Below are 18860 nucleotides of genomic sequence, written 5' to 3'. Positions count from 1 at the left end.
CGACACCGAGGAGGCACCGACATGCCCGCCGAGACGACGAACACCGTGACCGACGACCGCGACCAGGCGGTGGAGGGGGAGCGGGGTGCGCTGGTGGCGGTCCTGTTGATGGTGATCCTCGGGGTGGCCGGGATCTTCGCCGTCTCCTGAGACCGCGGCCGGGCGCCCCGGCGGACCGGGGCGCCCCTGACAGGTCAGGGCCGGTCGCCCTGGCCGTCGCTGTGCGGCACCCGCCCGGTCGGGATCACCCCGAGCCGGCCGGCCTGGAAGTCCTCGACCGCCTGGATCAGCTCGGCGCGGGTGTTCATCACGAACGGGCCGTAGTGCGCCACCGGCTCGCGGATCGGCTGGCCGCCCATCAGGTACAGCTCCAGCGCCGGGGCGTTGGAGTCCTGCGTCCGGTCGGCGGTGATCCGCAGCGCCTCGCCGGGCCCGTGCACGGCGAGCTGGCCGAGGTGGATCGGCCGCCGGTCGGTGCCGACGGTGCCGCGGCCGGCCAGCACGTACACCAGCGCGTTGAAGTCCGACCGCCACGGCAGGCTCAGCTCGGCGCCGGGCTGCAACGTGACGTGCGCGATGGTGATCGGCGTGTGCGTCGAGCCCGGACCCTGGTGCCCGGCGACCTCCCCGGCGATGACCCGGATCAGGCCGCCGCCGTCGGGCGTGGTGAGCAGCGCCGACTCCCGGCCGCGGATGTCCTGGTAGCGGGGCGCGCTCATCTTGGCGATGCTGGGCAGGTTGACCCAGAGCTGCAGGCCGTGGAACAGCCCGCCGCTCATCACCAGGTGCTCCGGCGGCGCCTCGATGTGCAGCAGGCCACTTCCGGCCGTCATCCATTGAGTGTCGCCGTCGGTGATGGTGCCGCCGCCACCGGTCGAGTCCTGGTGGTCCATGATCCCGTCGATCATGTAGGTCACCGTCTCGAAGCCGCGGTGCGGGTGCCAGGAGGTACCCTTCGGCTCGCCCGGCGCGTAGTCGACCTCGCCCATCTGGTCGAGGTGGATGAACGGGTCCAGCTCGGTCATCGGCACGCCGGCGAAGGCCCGGCGGACCGGGAAACCCTCGCCCTCGTACCCGCTGGGGGCAGTGGCGACCCGGCGGACGGAGCGGTATTCGGTGGCCTCGCCGAGCTTCGGCAGGCGGGGCAGGACGAGGACGTCGTCGACGGTGATCGCGGGCATCGCGGGGCTCCTTACTTGTCGGCCGGGACGGACGACGCGGTGCGGTCGGCGCGCAGGCGCCGGCCGAGCCGCTCGAAGACCCGGGTGAGGCAGGCGACCTCGGCGTCGTCGAGGTCGTCGATCAGGTGGGCGCGCACGGAGCGCAGGTGGTGCGGCGCGGCCTCGCGCAGGGCGAACAGGCCGGCCGCGGTGAGCACTGCCTCGCTGCCGCGCCGGTCGGCCGGACACGCCTCCTTCGCCACCAGTCCGCGCTTGCGCATCGTGGTGATCTGGTAGGTCAGCCGGCTCGGCGAGAACACCAGCCGGTCGGCCAGCTCCCCCATGCGCAGCCGCTGGCCGGGCGCCTCGGAGAGCAGCACCAGCACGTGGTAGTCGGCGAAGCTCAGGTCGCTGTCGGCGCGTAGGTCGTCCTCGAGCCGGGTGAACAGCCGCTGGCTCGACTCGATGTACGCGCGCCAGCAGGCCATCCGCTCGGCGTCCAGGCTCTCCGTCATGGCTCCGAGAGTAGCACTATTTAAAATTTAAACAAGTGGCCCTGGCGTGCGCGGACCAGCGCGCCTTAGGGGGCTTCTTAAAACCTGAACGGGCCGCCCGGCTAGGGTCGGGGAATGGACGATCTCGACCTGTTCGACTGGCGGGAGCGGGTGGCGGCGCTCTACCTGTCCGACCTCGACCTGGCCGGCTTCCGGGCCGCCCGCGACGAGCTGTTCCGCACCCACCCCAGCAGCCCGGTGCCGCCCGCCGAACGGCCCGGCTTCACCGGACTGCGCTGGTACCCGCCCGACCCGTCGGCAGTGGTCGAGGCGCCGCTGCGCGCCGCCTCCGGCGAGCTGCGCATCGACACCGGCGGCCCGGACGGCGTGGTCGCGTACCGGCGGGTGGCCGTCGCGGAGACGCCGTGGGGACCGCTCACGCTCTGGTGGATCGAGGCGTACGGGGGTGGGCTCTTCCTGCCCGTGCGTGACGCCACCTGCGGCGACGGGTCGTACGGCGGGGGCCGGTACCTCACCGACACGGTGAAGGGCACGTTCGGCCGCGGCCTGACCGTGCTGCCCGGCGACCGGGTCCGGCTGGACGCCAACTACCTCTACAACCCCAGCTGCGCCTACGACGACAGGTGGGCCTGCCCGCTGGCCCCGCCGGAGAACCGGGTGGACGTGCCGCTGCGCGCCGGCGAGCGCGCGTACCACGAATGAGGGGAGGGCCGCCCGGCCCTCCCCTCATCGCCCTGCCGGTCAGCGGGCGGTGGCGCCCGTCGGTGTCAGGTGCATCCGGCTGAGCAGCTGCTGGGCCTGCCCGGCCATCTCCGCGTCCACCGTCACCGCGTACTGGGCGGCCCGCAGCGAACTGGCCGACGTGAAGTCACGCTGACCGCCGCTCATCGCGTGCGCGACAGCGCCGAACACGGCACCCCAGATCGCGCCGATCACCAGGCCGACCAGGATCACCGCGAGCCAGTTGCCGGCGGTGAAGATGCCGAAGAGCAACCCGATGAACAAACCGAACCAGGCGCCGGTGCCGGCCCCGAGCAGGGCCGCCCGGCCCGTGGTGAGCCGTCCCATCACGGTCTCCACGAGCGTGAGGTCCGTACCGACGATCGAGGTACGTTCCACCGGGAACCGGTTGTCGGCCAGATAGTCCACCACGCGCTGGGCGGACGGATAGTCCGGGTACGAGCCGATTGTGACGGTCGCCGAACCGGCCTGCGGTCCGTGCCCGTCCCCGCTCGGCGGCGTCGGGCGACCGCCCGGGCCGGACGGGAGGTTGTCGCTGCCCGGCATGCCGGGTTGCCAGGCCGTGGTCGGAGTCGAGGGTCTGGTCATGAGCATCCTCCTTCGTCAACCCGCCGCGTTCCCCTCGCCGGGCAGCGGTAACGCACCGGCCCGGACCGATGTGGCGAGGCATGCCGACGCCCCGCGCCGGGTAGCCACACCCGTGCCGACCCGACACATCAGCGAGCACGGCTTCCTCGCCGACGGGCGCAGCGCGGCCCTGGTCGATCGCGACGGCTCGGTCGACTGGTGGTGCCCGCCCCGGTTCGACGCGCCGTCGGTGTTCGGCCGCCTGCTCGACGAGGACGCCGGGCACTGGAGCATCCGCCCGGAGGGGGAGTCGACGAGCACGCGCTCCTACCTGGACGACGCGCTCGTGCTGCGTACCGTCTTCGCCACCGCGACCGGCACGGTGGCCGTCACCGACGCGCTGGCGCTGGAGCCCGGCGCGCGCGGTCACGACATCGGGATGCGCTCGCCGCGGGTGCTGGCCCGGCTGGTGGAAGGGCTCACCGGCGAGGTGGCGATGCGCGTCGACTACGCGCCCCGCTTCGAGTACGGCCGCGTCGGCGCCTACCTGACCGAACGCGACGGCGTGATCCGCGCCACCGCCGGCGCATGCCGCCTGGAGTTGCGCGCCGATGTCCCGCTCACCATCGCCGGGGGCGCCGCCACCGGGCGGTTCACCGCCCGCGCCGGCAGCACGCACCGCTTCACCCTCGGGTACGCCCCGACGTACGCCGGCGCCGAACCGGCGCTGCCCGACGCCGCCGAGGTGATCGCCGAGACGGTGGCCGGGTGGCGGTCCTGGTCGGCGCTGCACGACTACCAGGGCGAGTACCGCGACGAGGTGCGGCGCAGCGCGCTCGCGGTGCAGGGCATGACGTACGCGCCCAGCGGCGCCGTCGTCGCGGCGGCCACCACCTCGGTGCCGGAGCGGCTCGGCGGCGACCGCAACTACGACTACCGCTACGTCTGGCTGCGCGACTTCAGCCTCACCCTCCAGGCGCTGTGGCGGGCCGCCTGCCCGGACGAGGCGGACCGGCAGTTCACCTGGGTGGCCCGGGCGATGGGGCGGATCGGTGACGAGCCGGTGCCGATCATGTACGGCGTCGAGGGGGAGCGGGACCTGACCGAGCACGACCTCGACCACCTCGCCGGGTACGCCGGCAGCCGGCCGGTGCTCGTCGGCAACGACGCCTGGCGGCAGCGGCAGAACGACGTGCTGGGCGAGGTGCTGGATGCGGCCTGGCTGATGCGCTACTACCTCGACCCCATGTCACCGGAGGTGCGTGACCTGCTGCGCACGCTCGCCGACCAGGCCGAACGCGGCTGGCACCGGCCCGACGCCGGGATGTGGGAGGCGCGCGGCCCGCAGCGGCACTACGTCTCCTCCAAGGTGGAGTGCTGGACCGCGCTGGACCGGGCGGTCCGGTTCGGCTCGCGCATCGGCGAGCCGGCCGACGTGGCCCGCTGGGCCGCCGCGCGCGACGAGGTGCGGGCGGCGGTGCTCGCCCGGGGCTGGAACGAGCGGGTCGGCGCGTACACCGGTGCGTTCGGCTCCGACGACCTGGACGCCTCGGTGCTGGTCATGCCGCTGGTCGGCTTCCTGCCGGCGGGCGACCGGCGGATGCGCGCCACGATGGACCTGCTGGAGCGGCGGCTGTCGCGTGACGGGCTGCTGCGCCGCTTCGACGGCGACCCGGCCGGGTTCGTGATCTGCTCGTTCTGGCTGGCCGCCGGCCTGGCCGAGGCGGGGGAACTGGACCGGGCGCGGCGGCTGTTCGAACGCCTTGCGGCCCGCACCAACGACCTCGGCCTGTACGCCGAGCAGATCGACCCGGGCACCGGCGAGCAGATGGGCAACTTCCCGCAGGCGTACTCGCACATCGGCCTGATCACCGCCGCCGGCCGCATCACCGACGCCGCCGCCCGCGCCGCCGCCCCCGCCCGCGCCGCCTCTCCGCGTTGATCATGAAGTTGACGGCGTAGTCGATCTCCCCGAGTGCCGCCAACCTCATGATCGGCGCGGGAAAGAGGGGGGTGGGGGAGGATGAGGGGGTGGATCTGGTGATCATGGCGGACACGCACGTGCCCAAGCGGGCGCGGGATCTTCCGGGGCCGCTGTGGGCGGCCGTGGAGGCCGCGGATGTCGTGGTGCACGCCGGGGACTGGGTGGACGTGGCGCTGCTGGACGCGCTGGAGGCGCGGTCGCGCCGGCTGGTCGCCGTGTACGGCAACAACGACGGGCCGGAGCTGCGCGCCCGGCTGCCCGAGGTGGCCCGGGTCAAGCTGGACGGCCTGCGCGTCGCCGTGGTGCACGAGACCGGCCCGAAGACCCGCCGCGAGGAGCGCTGCGCCGCCGCGTACGGCGACTGCGACCTGCTCGTCTTCGGGCACTCGCACATCCCCTGGGACAGCGTCGCCCCGGGCGGCCTGCGGCTGCTCAACCCCGGCTCGCCGACCGACCGGCGGGCGCAGCCGCACGCCACGTACCTGACCGCGCGGGTGGCGGCGGGGCGGCTCGACCGGGTCGAGCTGCACCGCCTGCCCCCGCGCTGACCGCTCAGCGGCCCCGGCCGGTCTCCGCCTGCAACTCGTCGATCCGCCGGGACGCCTCGGCCTTGGTCAGGCCCTCCGGCACCGGCTCGCCCGCCTCCTGCGCCAGCGTGTGCAGGTACGACTCCTGGGCGGCGGTGGGCGGCTCGTCGCCGGTGACCCAGTCGTCCGGGTCCTTGACGGCGGCGTCCGGGTTCACGTTCCTGCCGTTGGTGTTGGCGCGGTCGGCCATGCTCATCACCTCTCCTCGAACAGGTGTTCCACTACCCCCGGGCCGCCGGGTTCATGCCGGCCGCCGCCTACGATCACCTGGTGACGACGGACCGGGCGGGCGTGGTGGTGGTCGGCGCGGGCATCGCCGGAGTGGCGTGCGCGACCGAGTTGGCGCGGGCCGGGATCCCGGTACGGCTGCGCGAGCGCGCTCGGGTCACCGGCGGGCGGATGGCCAGCAAGCGTTTCGACGGCCGCCCGGCCGACCTGGGCGCCGCGTACTTCACCGTCGACGACCCGGACTTCGCCGCCGTGGTGGACCGGTGGCGGGCGGCCGGGCTGGCGCGGGAGTGGACCGACACGCTCGCCGCGTACGGGCCGGGCGGACGCGAGCAGGTCACCGGCCCGATGCGGTGGGCCGCCCCACGCGGGCTGCGCTCGCTCGTCGAACACCTGGCCGGCGACCTTCCGGTGACCCACAACCGGCTGGTGATGACAGTCGAGCCGGGCCCCCGGGCCGACGGCGCCGAGGCCGAGGCGGTGGTGCTCGCCATGCCCGGCCCGCAGGCCGCGCTGCTGCTGGACCCGGCGCTGGCCGAGGCGACCCGGGCGGTGGCCGCGCAGCGGTGGTCGTCCGCGTTGACCGGGGTGCTGCACTTCCCGGCCCGCCGCTGGGCGGACTTCCGGGGCGCGTTCGTCAACGACCACCCGGTGCTCAGCCTGGTCTGCGACGACGGCGACCGGCGCGGCGACGGCGCGCCGGTGCTCGTAGCGCACACCACCGCCGGGTTCGCCGCCCGGCACCTGCTCCAGCCCACCGCCGCCCGCGAGGCGATCGAGCAGGCGGTCCGCGACCTGCTCGGGCTGCCCGAGCCGGCGCTGTCGACCCACGTGCACCGCTGGACGTACGCGACCCCGGCCGCGCACGCCGGGGATGCCACGTTCCACCTGGACGACGACGGCATCGGCCTGGCCGGCGACGCGTTCGGCCGCCCGCGCGTGCAGACCGCCTGGCGCTCCGGCCGGGACCTCGGCCGCGCGCTCGCCGCCCGGCTGGGCTGAACCGGGGCGCGCTCAGCCGGTGGCGCCCACCGGCTGCGCCGCCGACCCGGCCCGCGTGTCCTCGCCGGTGCGTTCACCCTCCCGGTCCAGCAACTGCATGACCGGTGTCGCGGCGATCCCGTGCGCCACCACCGAGACCACCACCACGAGACCGACTGTGGCCCAGACCAGCTCCGCCTGCGGGAAGTCGGTCTTGCTGGTGGCGTACGCCAGGTAGTAGAACGAGCCGACGCCGCGGATGCCGAACAGCGAGATCACCCAGTGCTCGGCCGGCTTGCCGGGCGCGCCGCGCAGCGACAGCCACCCGGCCAGCGGCCGGATCACCAGCACCAGGGCCAACCCGGCCAGCGCGGCCGGCCAGGTCAGCGGCGCGAGCAGCCCGCCGATCACCGCGCCGCCGAACAGCAGCAGCAACAGCACGGTGAGCAGCCGCTCCACCTGCTCGGCGAAGTCGTGCAGCACGGAGTGGAACTCGTGGGTGCGCTCGGCGGCCCGGATCGCCCGGGCGGCCACGAACACGGCCAGGAAGCCGTACCCGCCGATCACCTCGACCAGCCCGTACGCGAGGAACGTCGCGGCCAGCGCGAGGAACCCCTCGGAGTGCCGGGCCAGCCGCAGCTTGCTCGGGGCGCGGAAGAACAGCTTGCCGAGCAGCCAGCCGACGAGCAACCCGCCGCCCACCCCGGCGGCGAGCTTGTAGAGCACGTCGACGGCGAACCACTCGCCGAGCCAGCCGGACGGCGCGAGCCCGGTGGTGGCGATCGCGATGGCCGCGTACACGAACGGGAAGGCCAGCCCGTCGTTCAGGCCCGCCTCCGAGGTGAGCGCGAAGCGCACCTCGTCCTCGGAGTCCTCCACGTCGGTCGGTTCGCCCACCTGCACGTCGGAGGCGAGCACCGGGTCGGTGGGCGCGAGCGCCGCGCCGAGCAGCAGCGCCGCGGCCGGCACCAGCCCGGCCCACCACCAGCCGAGCAGCGCCACCGCGGCGATGCACAGCGGCATGGCGATCGCCAGCAGCCGCCACGTCGACGACCAGCGGGCCCAGCTCAACGGACGGTCGATCTTCAGGCCGGCGCCCATCAGCGCGACGATCACGCCGACCTCGGTGAGGTGGGTGGTCAGCTCCGGCCAGCGCAGCGGATCCGGTGTGGGCAGACCGGTGGGCAGCACGAAGACGAGCATGCCGAGCCCGAGGAACGCGATCGGCATCGACAGCGGCCGTCGCTCCAGGACCCGGGGCAGCACCCCGGCCAGCAGCGCACCGACGCCCAGCAGAGCGAACGCGACATCGACCGGTTCCACGGCACCACCCTTCCGACGCCCGGCGGCCGGGCGGTGGAGTCCAGCAGTGCCCCGAAGCGGACCCGGCTAAGCCTGCGCGCGCCCGCCGGTTGACCGCCGCTCAGCCGAGCGAGGCGATGGCGCTGTCGGACAGGGCGTCCAGCAGCGCGGCCGGGTCGTCGTACACCGCGACCGCGCCGGCACCGGCCAGCTCCGCGCGGCCGGTGCCGCCGCAGGTCAGCCCGATGCAGGGGATGTCGAGCTTGCCGGCGGCGGCGACGTCCCAGACCGAGTCGCCGACGAACACCACCCGCTCGGCGGCCAGCCCCGACTGCTCCAGCGCGGCGACCAGAATGTCCGGCGCCGGCTTGCTCTCCCGCGCGTCAGCCGACGAGGTGACCGAGTCGATCACGTCGTCGGCGTCCAGCGCGGCCCGTAGCGCGGTCACCTCGTGCTCGGCGGCCGAGGTCGCGAGCACCACCCGCAGCCCGCGCTCCGCGCAGGCGCGCAGCAGCTCCCGCGCCCCGGGCAGTGGCGTGAGGCGCTCCCAGTACTCGCCGTAGAGCGCGTCGTGCGCGTCGCGCAGCCGGCCGTCGGCGTCCCGGTCGCGCTCCGCGCCGAGCAGGTGGTCGAGGAGCTTGTCCGAGCCCATGCCGATGGACCTGTGGATCCGCGCCATCGGCACCCGGTGGTCGGCCTGGCGCAGCGCCTCCCACCAGCTCACCGTGTGCAGGTACGTGGTGTCGACCAGGGTGCCGTCCACGTCGAAGAGGACACCGCGGCGCTTGTCGTCGGTCATGTCCGGCTCCTACCCGGCCGGGGCGTCGCCGACGCGCGGTCCGTCCGCCGGGATGAGGATCTCGAACCACACAGTCGATCCGCGTACGGTCGGGTCGGTCCCCCAGGCGTCGCTCAGCTCCTCGATCAGGCCGAGCCCACGCCCCCGGCTGCTGAGCGTGTCGGTCTGGGCGCGGGTCACCTGACCCCGGGTGCCCGAGTCGGCCACCGACACCAGCAGCCGCTCCGCGGACAGGTCGACCTCGACCCGGGCGGCGGTGCCCGCGTGCAGCAGCGCGTTCGTGGTCAGCTCGCTCGTGCACAGCACCGCCGCGCCGATCACCGCCTCGGGCACCTGCCACTCGGTGAGCTGCGCGGTCATCCAGTGCCGGACCCGGCTCGGCGCGGTCGGCTCGGCCGGCACCTCCATGCTCGCCGACCGGCTCGGCCGGACCGCGTACTCCACCGCGAGCACCGCCACGTCGTCCTCGGTGGCGCCCGGCACCGCGGCGGTCGCGACAGCGCACAGCGCGCGCGGGTCCCCGCCGGCCGCTCCGGTCACCGCCGCGCCCAGCCCCGCCATCCCGGCGGCCACGTCCTGCCAGCGGCGCTCCACCACGCCGTCGCTGTAGAGCAGCAGGGTGTCACCGGGGCGGAACGGCACGGTGGCGGTACGCGCCCGCCCGCCCAGGCCCAGCGGAGGAGCGGGCGGCACGTCGACGAACTCGGCCACCGCCGCGTCGGGTCCGGCGCGCCGGATCAGCGGCGCGGGATGCCCGGCGCTGGCCAGCGTGACCAGTTCCCGGTCCGCATCGATCACGCCGAACACCACTGTGACGAACAGCTCCTGGGTGCCGCCCTCGACACCGAGGCTGGCGACCAGCCGGTCCAGGCCGTCGAGCACCGCGTCTGGGCGAGGGTCGACCAGGGCGAGCGCGCGCAGCGCGGCGCGCACCTGGCCCATCCGGGCGGCGGCCTGCACGTCGTGCCCGGCCACGTCGCCCAGCACCACCCCGAGCGCGCCGGTGGGCAGCAGGAACGCGTCGTAGAAGTCGCCGCCGGCGGCGTTGCCGTCCACGCCCGGGTCGTACCGGGCGGCGATACGCAGCCGGGGCAGGTCCGGCAGCCGCTCCGGCAGCATGCTGCGTTGCAGCATCTGGGCGGTGCCGTGCTGGGTCTCGAAGCGGCGGGCCCGCTCGGCGGCCTGGCCGACCAGCTCCGCCGACGCGGCGAGCAGCGCCCGTTCCGCGGGGGACCACGGACGCGGCTCCCGGTAACCGATGGTGAGCGAGCCACGGACCACACTCGTGCGCAGCGGCAGCGCCGCCAGCGCGCGGATCTTCTCGTCGTGCCGGTCCGCCGCGACGCCGCGCAGCGGCTGGCCGTCGGCGGTGAACGAGGCCACGCCGCTGCGCGCGGACACCACCGCCGGCAGCGCCGACTCGGCGGACATCCGCCGCCACAGCGGGGGCAGCCGCTCGTCGGCCTCGTCGAGCAGTTCGCCGCGGATGCGGCGGACCAGCCGCCAGGCGCTGCCCTCGTCCACCGCGAACGACACCCGGTCCGCGTCGAAGGAGTGCAGGCAGTAGCGCAGCGTCACCCGGGCCACGTCGTCCAGGGTGAGCGTGCCGGACAGCGCCGCCGCGAAGTCGCTCAGGCTCTGCAACTGCTGGGTCAGCTGGGTGGTCTGCGCCGAGACGGTGAGCACGCCGACGATCCGGCCGGTGGAGTCGCGTACCGCGCAGTGCCCACGGGTGAACACGGCCGGCTCGGCCGGACCCTGCCGGTCGGCGGGCAGCACCGCCTCCCGCTGCAGGAACGGCTCACCGTGCCGGTAGACGCGCTCCAGCGCCTCGCCGGCGCCGGGATCACGCCACACCTCGGCGAACGCCTCGGCCGCCGGCCGGCCCAGCGCGTGCGGGTGCCGGTCGCCGATCAGCTCGGCGTACCCGTCGTTGTAGAAGACGACGAGGTCGTCGCCGAGGAGCAGCGCCATCGGCACCGGGGAGGCGAGCACCACGTCCATCACGGCGCGTACCGCCGGATCCCAGCCCTGCGGTGCGCCCAGCGGCGTGCCGGCCCACGGATGACCGGTCTGCGCGGGCGGCCCGTGGACGACGGGATCGGCGGGCGCTCCCGGTGCGGGGGCGGGCGGTGTGGGAACCCGACCGACGGTGCCTGGCATGACCGCAGCCTAACCGGAGCGTGGCGGGCTGGTTCCGATCATGCGTTCGTGGCGGGTCCCGGCTTCCGGCGGCGCGGACGTTCGGGCAGGTCACGGCCGGTTCGATCACCCATGTCGGGAAATTGGCCCGGTCCGGCTCGGAGTGCTGCCCAGGTCACCGGGTATGCGGGCGGCGCAGTTCACGCGACAGGAGGGACATCATGCCGAAAACCCTCGCGGTCGGGCAGGTCGACATCGGTGCGGCCTGGACCGACTTCTGGAGGTCGGTGCTGCTCTTCGTACCGCGGGCGATCGCGTTCATCGCGATTCTCGTCGTGGGTTGGCTCATCGCTAGAGCCGTACTCAAAATCGTGGACGCGGCACTGGAACGGGTCGGGTTCGACCGCGCCGTGGAACGGGGCGGTATCAAACGGGCCCTGGAACGCACCAAGTACGACGCCAGCGACATCCTGGCCAAACTGGCCTACTACGCGGTCCTGCTGTTCACCCTGCAGTTCGCCTTCGGGGTGTGGGGGCCGAACGCGATCAGCGACCTGATCCGCGGGGTGGTGTCCTGGCTGCCGCGAGCCTTCGTGGCGATCGTGATCGTGGTGATCGCCGCCGCCATCGCCAACGCCGTCCGGGACCTGGTCTCCGGCGCGCTCGGCGGGCTCTCGTACGGCCGGGTGCTGGCCGACGTGACAGCGATCTTCATCCTGGCGCTCGGCATCATCGCCGCGCTGAACCAGGTGGGTATCGCCACCACGGTGACCACACCGGTGCTCGTGGCCTTCCTCGCCACCGTGGCCGGCATCCTGATCGTCGGTGTCGGTGGTGGTCTGGTCAAGCCGATGCAGGACCGCTGGGACGGCTGGCTGCACCGGGCCGCCGAGGAGTCCCGGGCGATCCGGCAGCAGCGGCAGGCGCAGCAGGCCGGCCGGGGCGACTACGAACGCAAGATGGCCGACCGGGGCGGGCAGCCGACGCCGGCCGCGCCGCAGTCGTCGATGTCGGGCGCGGGTACGTACCGCTCCGGCGAGATGGGCGACGAGACGCAGCAGTTCCGCCGGCCGGGAGGCTGACGGCAACGGGTGACGGGGTGTCCGCGGGATGGTGGCGGGCGCCCCGAAACCGTGTCCGGGTCCGGCCGGCTGCCGGTCAGGCCAGGTGACGCGGGTCGAGTCCGCGGGCCAGCAGGCAGACCGCCAGCAGGCGGGTGAGCACCCAGTCCGGCGCGGACCAGTCCACCGGCTCGGCCGGCGGCGTCCAGCCGTGCTCCGCCGCCGCGTCGCGCAGCCCCTCGGCGTATCCGGCGAGCGCCGCCACGGTGAGCGGGTGGCGGTCGCCGTGGAGGCTGTCGCGTACCCCGGCGGCGTGCTGGTCGACCTCGGCGAGCAGCCCGGGGTTCGCGTGGGCCGCGGCGAGGCCGGCGGTGCCGACGGCGGCGGTCAGCGTGGTGAGGGTCGACCGCGCGGCCACTGCCGCGGAGCGGGTCGCGACCCGGTTGTTCGGCACGCGCATGGTGTCCGAGGCTAACGCCGCCCGGTGCGGACCGACCTCGGCCGACCGGCGGACTGCGGGGTCGTCCGGGAGAGCGGCCACGTCGTCCGCGGGGATTGAGTCGCCCGTGCGGGGGCAGAAGTCCGGCACGAGGAGCACGCAGCAGCCCCACGGAGGGACACCATGGGACATCTGGCCGACGGACCGGACCGGGCGCACCGCCGCCCCGACGGGGTGAGTGACGCCACGGTCGAGGCGCTGGGCAGGCTCAGCGAGGCCCTGGAGTGCGTCGAGCGGGCACGCGGGCACCTCTACGAGCTGCATCAGCTGATCGGCCACGCCGATCTGATGCTCGACGACGCCGTGGAGATGTTCCGCCGCGCCGGGCACCCGGGCCTGGCCGAGCGGATCGACCGGGAGCTGCTCGGGCGCAACGTCATCGCCGGGCGGTGGACGTTCCAGATCGTCGAGGACTTCGACGACGGGTACTACGCGCTCTTCCGGGAGCTGGACCGGCAGGCCCGCGACGAGCTGGTCGAGGGCCGGCGGCACCTCTACGAGGCCGAGATGAAGGAACGCCGCCGCAGCCGGGGGATGCCGGGGCACGAGGCGCGCCCGGGCACACGCTGACTCAGTCGGAGGAGCGGGCGTCGGCCGGACGGCGGCGCGCGCCGTCGTCGGCGATGATCACGGTCGCGACCATCAGCGCGACCACCAGGCTGAACAGCCAGGAGCTGTCCTCGGTGAACCGGGCGGAGACCGGAGCCTGGATCGCGGCGAGCAGGAAGCCCAGCCAAGCGAGCTTGCGCTGACGGTTGGAGAGGAAACCGGAGCCCTGTTGCATCCCGAAAGTCTTGCGCGCGACAGGGGGAGTGCCGTCAGCCGTTCGGCCGATTCTGGATGGGCTGTCCGTTTTCCTGGCTGTCCGTACCGCACTTTTTGTCGTATCGGCCGAGCATGAATCCGGCGGCCACGGGCATCGGCGCGGGTGCCCGCAGCCGTCCGGGGATCACATGCTGTCCGGGCCGGTCCGCCCGATCGTCGACGGCCGGTAGGCCCGGTCCGCATCGGTCATCTCGCGCCGCTCGGCCTCCGGGCCGGCGCCCCGGTCCACCGCCTCCGGGCCGTGCCCGAACGCGGCCTCCTCGCCGGCGTCGTTGGCGGTGACGTCGTCGCCCTGGCCGTCCGTGGCCGACCGGGCGATGGCCTGGTCCAGCTCGTGCAGGGGAGTGCGGTCCTCGTCGCGCCACACGTGGCGGTCGTTGTCGGTCATTCCCCTGCGGTACCCGGACCGGATGATCGCAAACGGCCGGGCGCGGCGACAGCCGCGGTCCCGGCTCGTTTCGATCCCGATGCCCGGTGGCCCGGAACGCTTCCCGGGCCACCGGGCATCGGCGATGGCGCTACTTGGCGCCGGTGAGGGCCACCAGGGCGTTGGCGGTGCGGAAGTACGGGTTGCGGCCGAGGTCGCCGACGGTGGTGATGTTGAAGGCGTCCTTGAGCAGCTTGGCGTCGCCGTCGCTGACCCCGGCGAGGGCGGACACCGGGGCGTCGACGATCTCGGTGAGGGTCTTGTCCTGGTAGGCCTTGTCGACCAGCTTGGTGAGGTCGGCGGTGACGGGCATGCACACTCCTTCGACTTCCGGTCGGGCAATCCGACCGGTTGCGGACAAACCTGACGGAATTAGATCATGAAGCGGTACCAGAGATCCACTGTGGATCCCCGGGCTCACTCCTCCTCGTCGCCGCCCTCGTCGTCGCCGAAGGAGTCGAACACCTCGTCGGCGAGCATCCCGCCGGCGAAGCCGAGCGCGGCGCCGCCGACCACGCCCGCGGCGACGGCGCCCATGCCCGGGCCGCCGTGCCGCTCGTGGTGCTCCTCCTTGTGGTGGCCGTACGCGGCGTGCCCGTAGCCGGGCGCGCCGTAGGCGGGCTGCCCGTAGCCGTGGCCGGCGTGCATGCTCTGGTAGCCGTCGAGGGCCTGGCGGACCCACGCGTCGACCTGAGCGGCCCAGTCGACCTGGTCGGCGTCGGTGTGCGCGACGTGGTAGCGGCCGAAGGAGTCATGGCCGCCGGAGAACAGGCCACCGCGCTTGTCGAACTCCAGCACGACGTCTACGCCGTACTCGTTCGCGACGAAGGTCAGCTCGACCTCGTTGACGGCGTGGGCGTACTGCGGGGCGGCGTAGTACTCGATCTCCTGGTAGAACGGCAGGCTCTGGCGCAGGCCCGAGATGTGCCCGCGTTCCAGGTCGGCGCCCTTGAACTGGAATCCGAGCCGGCCGAAGCCCTCCAGGATGCGTTCCTGCACCGGCAGCGGGTGCACGTACACCGGGTCGAGGTCGCCCTTGTCCACGGCGCCGGGGATCGCCACCTCGGTGCGCAGTCCCATCGTCATGCCGTGCAGGCGCTGCCCGTACAGGTCGGTCACCGGCGTCTCCCACGGCATCGCCACCTGGAACGGCAGCGACATCTGCTGTCCCTCGGACAGGCGCAGACCGCCGGCGACCTGGACCCGGTGGAACTCCACGAGGGTGTCGTACTCCTGCTCGGCGCCCTCCATCTCCACCCGGGTGACCAGCCCGACGGTGATGTGGTCGATCTCCACGTCGTGGCTGCCGCCGGTCAGGTTCACCTGCCCGCCCAGCATCAGCCCCGGGCGGGTACCCGGATTGGCCAGGACCGTGTCGACAGCGGGGCCGCCCACCCCGAACGCGCCCAGCATCCTCTTGAACACCACGAACATCTCCCTTGACGGCCACCGGACGTGCGGCACCCGGGATCCGGGGAGAGATTCACCTGGAACCCTTGTGCCGCAACGAGATCAACGGCGTCCATAATGGATCACGCCGCGCCGGGAGACTACCAACGCCACCTGAGAGGTAGCTGAAAGCATTCGCTTCGTCACTGTGGGCCATCGGTCGGCGTGGGGCGCCGGAACAGCCGCAGCAGGCGGGCCGCGACCTCGCCGTCGCCCCGGACGACGACGTCGGCGGCATGCAGCGGCACGCCACCGAAGATGAGCGAGCGGAAGGTCCCGGCGCCGGCCCGGATCACCAGGTCGGGATCGGCGGCGTCGGCGCGTACCACGTCGACGCGTCCGTCCTCGACGGTGACGAGCAGGCTGTCGCCGTCGAGAAGAAGCTGACACCGTACGGCGAAGTCGCGCGCCGCGGCCGGGTCGAAGGTGGTCTTCATGGCGAGGGCCAGCGCGTCGACGCTCAGCTGCGCCGACGAGGTCAGCGGACCCCGGCTGCCCCACCTGGCCAGCCCCAGCAGGGCGGGTTCGAGGTCCCGCCCCCATTCGGTCAGCTCGTACGCCCGGACGCCCGCCGGTGGCCCGAGACGCCGCCGGCGCACCACTCCCGCCTCCTCCAACTCGGCGAGCCGGGCGGTGAGCATGCTCTGACTGGCGCCGGGCAGGCCGCGCCGCAGGTCGGTGAAGCGCTTCGGTCCGAGCAGCAACTCACGGACGATCAGCAACGCCCATCTGTCGCCGACCAGGTTGAGCGCCCGGGCCAGACCGCAGGGATCGTCGTATGCGCGCGCCATCCGCTGATGGTATCGCTACAGCACTCTCTGGTGCTAAATTCGCACCGTGACGACGTACATCCTGATCCCGGGAGCCGGCGGCGACGCCTGGTACTGGCACCGCCTGGTTCCCCTGCTGGAGCAGCGCGGCCACGAGGCGATCGCCGTCGACCTCCCGGCCGCGGACGACAGCGCGGGACTGCCGGAGTACGCGGAAACAGTGGTCGAGGCGGCCGGTGACCGTGGAGACCTGGTGGTGGTGGCCCAGTCGATGGGCGGCCTGACCGCACCACTGGTCTGCAGTCGGCTGCCGGTCTCACGGCTGGTCCTGGTCAACGCGATGATCCCGGCGCCCGGTGAGACCGGCGGCGACTGGTGGACCAACACCGGGCAGGACCAGGCCCGCCGGGAGTGCGACAGGCGCGAGGGCCGCTCTCCCGACGGGCCGTTCGATCCGCTGGTGTACTTCTTCCACGACGTGCCGCAGGACATCACCGACCAGGCCATGGCGGGTGGGTCACCGCAGTCGGGCACGCCGTTCGCGCAGCCCTGGCCGCTTGATGCGTGGCCCGACGTGCCGACCGAGGTCCTGAGCGGCGGCGCGGACAGGTTCTTCCCGGCCGAATTCCAGACCCGGGTGGCCCAGCAGCGGCTCGGCGTCACGCCCGAGCGCCTGCCCGGCGGGCATCTGCTGGCCCTCAGCCGGCCCGAGGCGCTGGCTGCCGCGTTGGACCGCTGAGGGCGGGGGAGGTTGCCTCAGGGGATGGGCCGGTCGACCGCACCGCGCCAGGCGCCCGTCTCCTGACCGCGCCGCTCGATGAACTGCTTGAACCGCTCCAGGTCGCCCTTGGCGCGCCGGTCGACCACGCCGAGCTTGTCGCCGGCCTGCTCGACCGCGCCGTGCGGCTCGAACTCCATCTGCAGCGTGACCCGGGTGTGCCCCTCGTCGAGGCGGTGGAAGGTCACCACGCCCGCCTGCTGGGTGCCCCCGGTGGAGCGCCAGGCCACCCGCTCGTCCGGCAGCTGCTCGGTGATCTCGGCGTCGAACTCGCGCTTCACGCCCGCGATCTCGACGGTCCAGTGGGTCATCGTGTCGGAGAGCTGCCGCACCTCCTGCACGCCGTCCATGAAGTGGGGGAACTCCTCGAACTGGGTCCACTGGTCGTACGCGGTCCGGATCGGGACGTCCACGTCCACGTGCTCGGTAACGCCACTCATGTCGGGGTTCCTCCTGTTCCGCCGGTGTGTGTCTCGTACGGGCCGTGGGCCGGCCCGCTCACCAGCGCGTCGTCTCGTTCCTGTGCCCGAGTGCGGCCCACACCTCGGAGATCGTCTGGTAGTGGGCGTCCGCGGGCAGGGTCTCCAGAGCGGCGACGATGTCCGTCGGCGCCTCGTTCTCCCGCGCGTTCGCCAGCAGCGCCTCCCGGTCGCCGGGCAGGGCGGTCATCGTGATGAACCGCCCCAGACGGCTGCGCGCCTCGACGTCCTCGGAGCTCATGCCCTGCGGCGTGCCGCTGCGCAGCTCCCCGGCCGGCGCCGTGGTGGCCTCCGGCTGGTCCTCGCCGGCGGGCTCCGGGATCCGGAACTCCTCGGCCCGCGAACCGCCGGTGCCGGCGCTCTGGACGAGACCGCTGACCTCGCTGCTCATCTGGTCGTCGACCCTGGGCGAGTGCTTGCTGCTGCCACGTTCCATGCCTTGGGAGATGCCCCGGGGGACCGCCGGTAAACCGGCGCCGGCCGGGAGAGCCGGTCATCCGGGCGGCAACCGGTCGGCCGGCCGCTGCCCGTCCGCCTTCTCGTCGTCGGCCGGGGCGCGCGGCGGCAGCACCGGGTCGTCCGGCTCCTCGACCCCGGCCTGCATCGCCCGCCCGCGCTGCAGCTCGGCGTTGACCTGCACGCCGAGCATCAACGCGCAGTTGGACAGGTAGAGCCACACCAGGAACGCGATGACCGCGCCGAGACTGCCGTAGGTGACGTCGTACGAGCCGAAGTTGGCCACGTACAGGCCGAAGCCGAAGGACGCGAGCACCCAGGCCACGAGCGCCAGCGCGCCGCCCGGGGTGAGCCAGCGGAACCGCGGCTGCTGCACGTTCGGCGCGATCCAGAACAGCAGCGACAGCAGCGTCATGGCGACCACGGCGAGCAGCGGCCACTTCGCCACCGACCACGTGGTGCGGGCCACCGCGCCGGCGTGCAGCAGGTCACCCACCGCGTCGGTGACCGGGCCGCTGACGATCAACCCGGTGGCCACCACCGCGAGCAGCACGATCGTCACCGCGGCCATGCCGATCTGCAACGGGCGCAGGCGGTAGAACGGACGGCCCTCCCGCACCCCGTAGATCGCGTTGGAGGCGCGGGTGAACGCGCCGATGAACCCGGACGCGGACCAGAGCGCGCCGAGCAGACCGAAGCTGAGCAGCACCTTCGCCGAGCCCTGCTGCTCGACCACGTTGCGCACCACACCCACGAACGCGTCGTTGCCGACCACCGAGCCGGCGCCGATCTCCCCGGCCAGGTCGATCACGGTGTCGACGGTGCGCGGGCCGTCGGAGACCAGGCCGACCAGCGCCACCACCACGATCGTGGACGGGAACAGCGCCAGCACCCCGTAGTAGGTGAGCGCCGCCGCCCAGTCGGCGCAGTTGTCGGTGACGAAACCCTTGCCGCTGCGCACCAGCACGCCCCGCCAGGTACGCCAGTTGAGCTGGCGGATCCGGCGGGGGAGACGGGACCGCGTCCGGCCGCCGACCGTCTGTGGTGTCGTCACGGTCATGTCCGCCTCCTCCAGGCTCCGCCACCGGGCGTGGCCGGGCGGTACCCCCG

General features: G+C 73.5%; 24 protein-coding genes. 8 read left to right on the top strand and 16 right to left on the bottom strand.

Translation table 11 applies throughout. The annotated features are described in order from the left end of the window. Positions 1–21: 21 nt before the first annotated feature. Positions 22–150, top strand: coding sequence for a hypothetical protein (locus A4R25_RS32055; protein WP_255292629.1), 129 nt, complete (start codon positions 22–24; stop codon positions 148–150). A 44-nt stretch (positions 151–194) separates the two neighbouring features. On the opposite strand, the gene A4R25_RS29145 is transcribed toward A4R25_RS32055, so the two are convergent. Together A4R25_RS29145 and A4R25_RS29140 are read right to left on the bottom strand one after the other, a co-directional pair. Further along, the gene (locus A4R25_RS29145) at positions 195–1181 is read right to left on the bottom strand and encodes a pirin family protein (protein ID WP_043325046.1); all 987 of its coding nucleotides are present in this window, start codon (positions 1179–1181) and stop codon (positions 195–197) included. An 11-nt stretch (positions 1182–1192) separates the two neighbouring features. Beyond that, positions 1193–1675, bottom strand: coding sequence for a MarR family winged helix-turn-helix transcriptional regulator (locus A4R25_RS29140; protein ID WP_043325045.1), 483 nt, complete (start codon positions 1673–1675; stop codon positions 1193–1195). Between the two features lie 114 nt (positions 1676–1789). Here A4R25_RS29140 and A4R25_RS29135 point away from each other — a divergent pair, with 114 nt between their 5' ends. After that, on the top strand, positions 1790–2377 hold the full coding sequence (locus tag A4R25_RS29135) for a DUF1684 domain-containing protein (RefSeq protein WP_064448762.1): 588 nt from the start codon (positions 1790–1792) through the stop codon (positions 2375–2377). 39 nt (positions 2378–2416) lie between these two features. Here A4R25_RS29135 and A4R25_RS29130 read toward each other — a convergent pair whose 3' ends face one another. Further along, complete coding sequence (locus A4R25_RS29130) at positions 2417–3004, bottom strand: general stress protein (RefSeq protein WP_043325043.1); 588 nt, start codon at positions 3002–3004, stop codon at positions 2417–2419. A gap of 112 nt (positions 3005–3116) precedes the next feature. Here A4R25_RS29130 and A4R25_RS29125 point away from each other — a divergent pair, with 112 nt between their 5' ends. Continuing rightward, complete coding sequence (locus A4R25_RS29125) at positions 3117–4925, top strand: glycoside hydrolase family 15 protein (protein WP_064448761.1); 1809 nt, start codon at positions 3117–3119, stop codon at positions 4923–4925. Between the two features lie 89 nt (positions 4926–5014). Further along, positions 5015–5515, top strand: coding sequence for a metallophosphoesterase (locus A4R25_RS29120; protein WP_064448760.1), 501 nt, complete (start codon positions 5015–5017; stop codon positions 5513–5515). A 4-nt stretch (positions 5516–5519) separates the two neighbouring features. On the opposite strand, the gene A4R25_RS29115 is transcribed toward A4R25_RS29120, so the two are convergent. Continuing rightward, the gene (locus A4R25_RS29115; protein WP_013474820.1) at positions 5520–5744 is read right to left on the bottom strand and encodes a DUF3072 domain-containing protein; all 225 of its coding nucleotides are present in this window, start codon (positions 5742–5744) and stop codon (positions 5520–5522) included. Between the two features lie 101 nt (positions 5745–5845). Between A4R25_RS29115 and A4R25_RS29110 the strand changes: the two genes are divergently transcribed. Continuing rightward, a complete protein-coding gene (locus A4R25_RS29110; RefSeq protein WP_043330356.1) occupies positions 5846–6784 on the top strand; it encodes an NAD(P)/FAD-dependent oxidoreductase in 939 nt (312 codons plus the stop codon). A 12-nt stretch (positions 6785–6796) separates the two neighbouring features. Here A4R25_RS29110 and A4R25_RS29105 read toward each other — a convergent pair whose 3' ends face one another. From A4R25_RS29105 to A4R25_RS29095, 3 genes are all read right to left on the bottom strand, one after another. Beyond that, the gene (locus A4R25_RS29105) at positions 6797–8086 is read right to left on the bottom strand and encodes a sodium:proton antiporter (RefSeq protein ID WP_043325040.1); all 1290 of its coding nucleotides are present in this window, start codon (positions 8084–8086) and stop codon (positions 6797–6799) included. 100 nt (positions 8087–8186) lie between these two features. Further along, positions 8187–8864 carry an HAD family hydrolase gene (locus A4R25_RS29100; RefSeq protein WP_043325039.1) on the bottom strand — a complete coding sequence of 226 codons (678 nt, stop codon included), beginning with the start codon at positions 8862–8864 and terminating at the stop codon, positions 8187–8189. 9 nt (positions 8865–8873) lie between these two features. After that, positions 8874–11027: a SpoIIE family protein phosphatase gene (locus A4R25_RS29095; protein WP_043325038.1), complete on the bottom strand. Its 2154-nt coding sequence runs from the start codon at positions 11025–11027 to the stop codon at positions 8874–8876. A gap of 200 nt (positions 11028–11227) precedes the next feature. Here A4R25_RS29095 and A4R25_RS29090 point away from each other — a divergent pair, with 200 nt between their 5' ends. Then, positions 11228–12088 carry a hypothetical protein gene (locus A4R25_RS29090; protein WP_043325037.1) on the top strand — a complete coding sequence of 287 codons (861 nt, stop codon included), beginning with the start codon at positions 11228–11230 and terminating at the stop codon, positions 12086–12088. Positions 12089–12164: 76 nt separating this feature from the next. Here A4R25_RS29090 and A4R25_RS29085 read toward each other — a convergent pair whose 3' ends face one another. Then, entirely contained in the window at positions 12165–12527 is a 363-nt protein-coding gene (locus A4R25_RS29085; protein ID WP_064448772.1) for a DUF6401 family natural product biosynthesis protein, read from the bottom strand. Between the two features lie 162 nt (positions 12528–12689). Between A4R25_RS29085 and A4R25_RS29080 the strand changes: the two genes are divergently transcribed. Then, complete coding sequence (locus A4R25_RS29080; RefSeq protein ID WP_030499855.1) at positions 12690–13136, top strand: hypothetical protein; 447 nt, start codon at positions 12690–12692, stop codon at positions 13134–13136. A 1-nt stretch (position 13137) separates the two neighbouring features. Here A4R25_RS29080 and A4R25_RS29075 read toward each other — a convergent pair whose 3' ends face one another. From A4R25_RS29075 to A4R25_RS29055, 5 genes are all read right to left on the bottom strand, one after another. Next, positions 13138–13350, bottom strand: coding sequence for a hypothetical protein (locus tag A4R25_RS29075; protein WP_030499856.1), 213 nt, complete (start codon positions 13348–13350; stop codon positions 13138–13140). A 165-nt stretch (positions 13351–13515) separates the two neighbouring features. Then, positions 13516–13779: a hypothetical protein gene (locus A4R25_RS29070; protein WP_030270328.1), complete on the bottom strand. Its 264-nt coding sequence runs from the start codon at positions 13777–13779 to the stop codon at positions 13516–13518. A gap of 130 nt (positions 13780–13909) precedes the next feature. Then, entirely contained in the window at positions 13910–14131 is a 222-nt protein-coding gene (locus A4R25_RS29065; RefSeq protein WP_018788305.1) for a hypothetical protein, read from the bottom strand. Positions 14132–14235: 104 nt separating this feature from the next. Then, positions 14236–15246, bottom strand: coding sequence for a sporulation protein (locus tag A4R25_RS29060; protein WP_064448771.1), 1011 nt, complete (start codon positions 15244–15246; stop codon positions 14236–14238). Between the two features lie 164 nt (positions 15247–15410). Then, entirely contained in the window at positions 15411–16058 is a 648-nt protein-coding gene (locus A4R25_RS29055; RefSeq protein WP_197494992.1) for a helix-turn-helix domain-containing protein, read from the bottom strand. A 46-nt stretch (positions 16059–16104) separates the two neighbouring features. On the opposite strand from A4R25_RS29055, the gene A4R25_RS29050 reads away from it, so the two are divergent. Beyond that, positions 16105–16776 carry an alpha/beta fold hydrolase gene (locus A4R25_RS29050; protein ID WP_064448759.1) on the top strand — a complete coding sequence of 224 codons (672 nt, stop codon included), beginning with the start codon at positions 16105–16107 and terminating at the stop codon, positions 16774–16776. Between the two features lie 17 nt (positions 16777–16793). On the opposite strand, the gene A4R25_RS29045 is transcribed toward A4R25_RS29050, so the two are convergent. From A4R25_RS29045 to A4R25_RS29035, 3 genes are read right to left on the bottom strand one after another with little or no spacing between them, the layout of a single operon-like run. Then, on the bottom strand, positions 16794–17255 hold the full coding sequence (locus A4R25_RS29045; RefSeq protein ID WP_030499861.1) for an SRPBCC family protein: 462 nt from the start codon (positions 17253–17255) through the stop codon (positions 16794–16796). 58 nt (positions 17256–17313) lie between these two features. Then, on the bottom strand, positions 17314–17730 hold the full coding sequence (locus A4R25_RS29040) for a DUF2795 domain-containing protein (RefSeq protein ID WP_043325035.1): 417 nt from the start codon (positions 17728–17730) through the stop codon (positions 17314–17316). Positions 17731–17787: 57 nt separating this feature from the next. Continuing rightward, the gene (locus A4R25_RS29035; protein WP_064448758.1) at positions 17788–18810 is read right to left on the bottom strand and encodes a YihY/virulence factor BrkB family protein; all 1023 of its coding nucleotides are present in this window, start codon (positions 18808–18810) and stop codon (positions 17788–17790) included. Positions 18811–18860: the final 50 nt, after the last annotated feature.

It is taken from the genome of Micromonospora sp. NBRC 110037 (assembly GCF_001652995.1).
Lineage (GTDB): Bacteria > Actinomycetota > Actinomycetes > Mycobacteriales > Micromonosporaceae > Micromonospora > Micromonospora chalcea.
The sequence above is the reverse complement of the archived record's forward strand: the minus strand, read 5'-3'. Positions and strand labels throughout refer to the sequence as shown.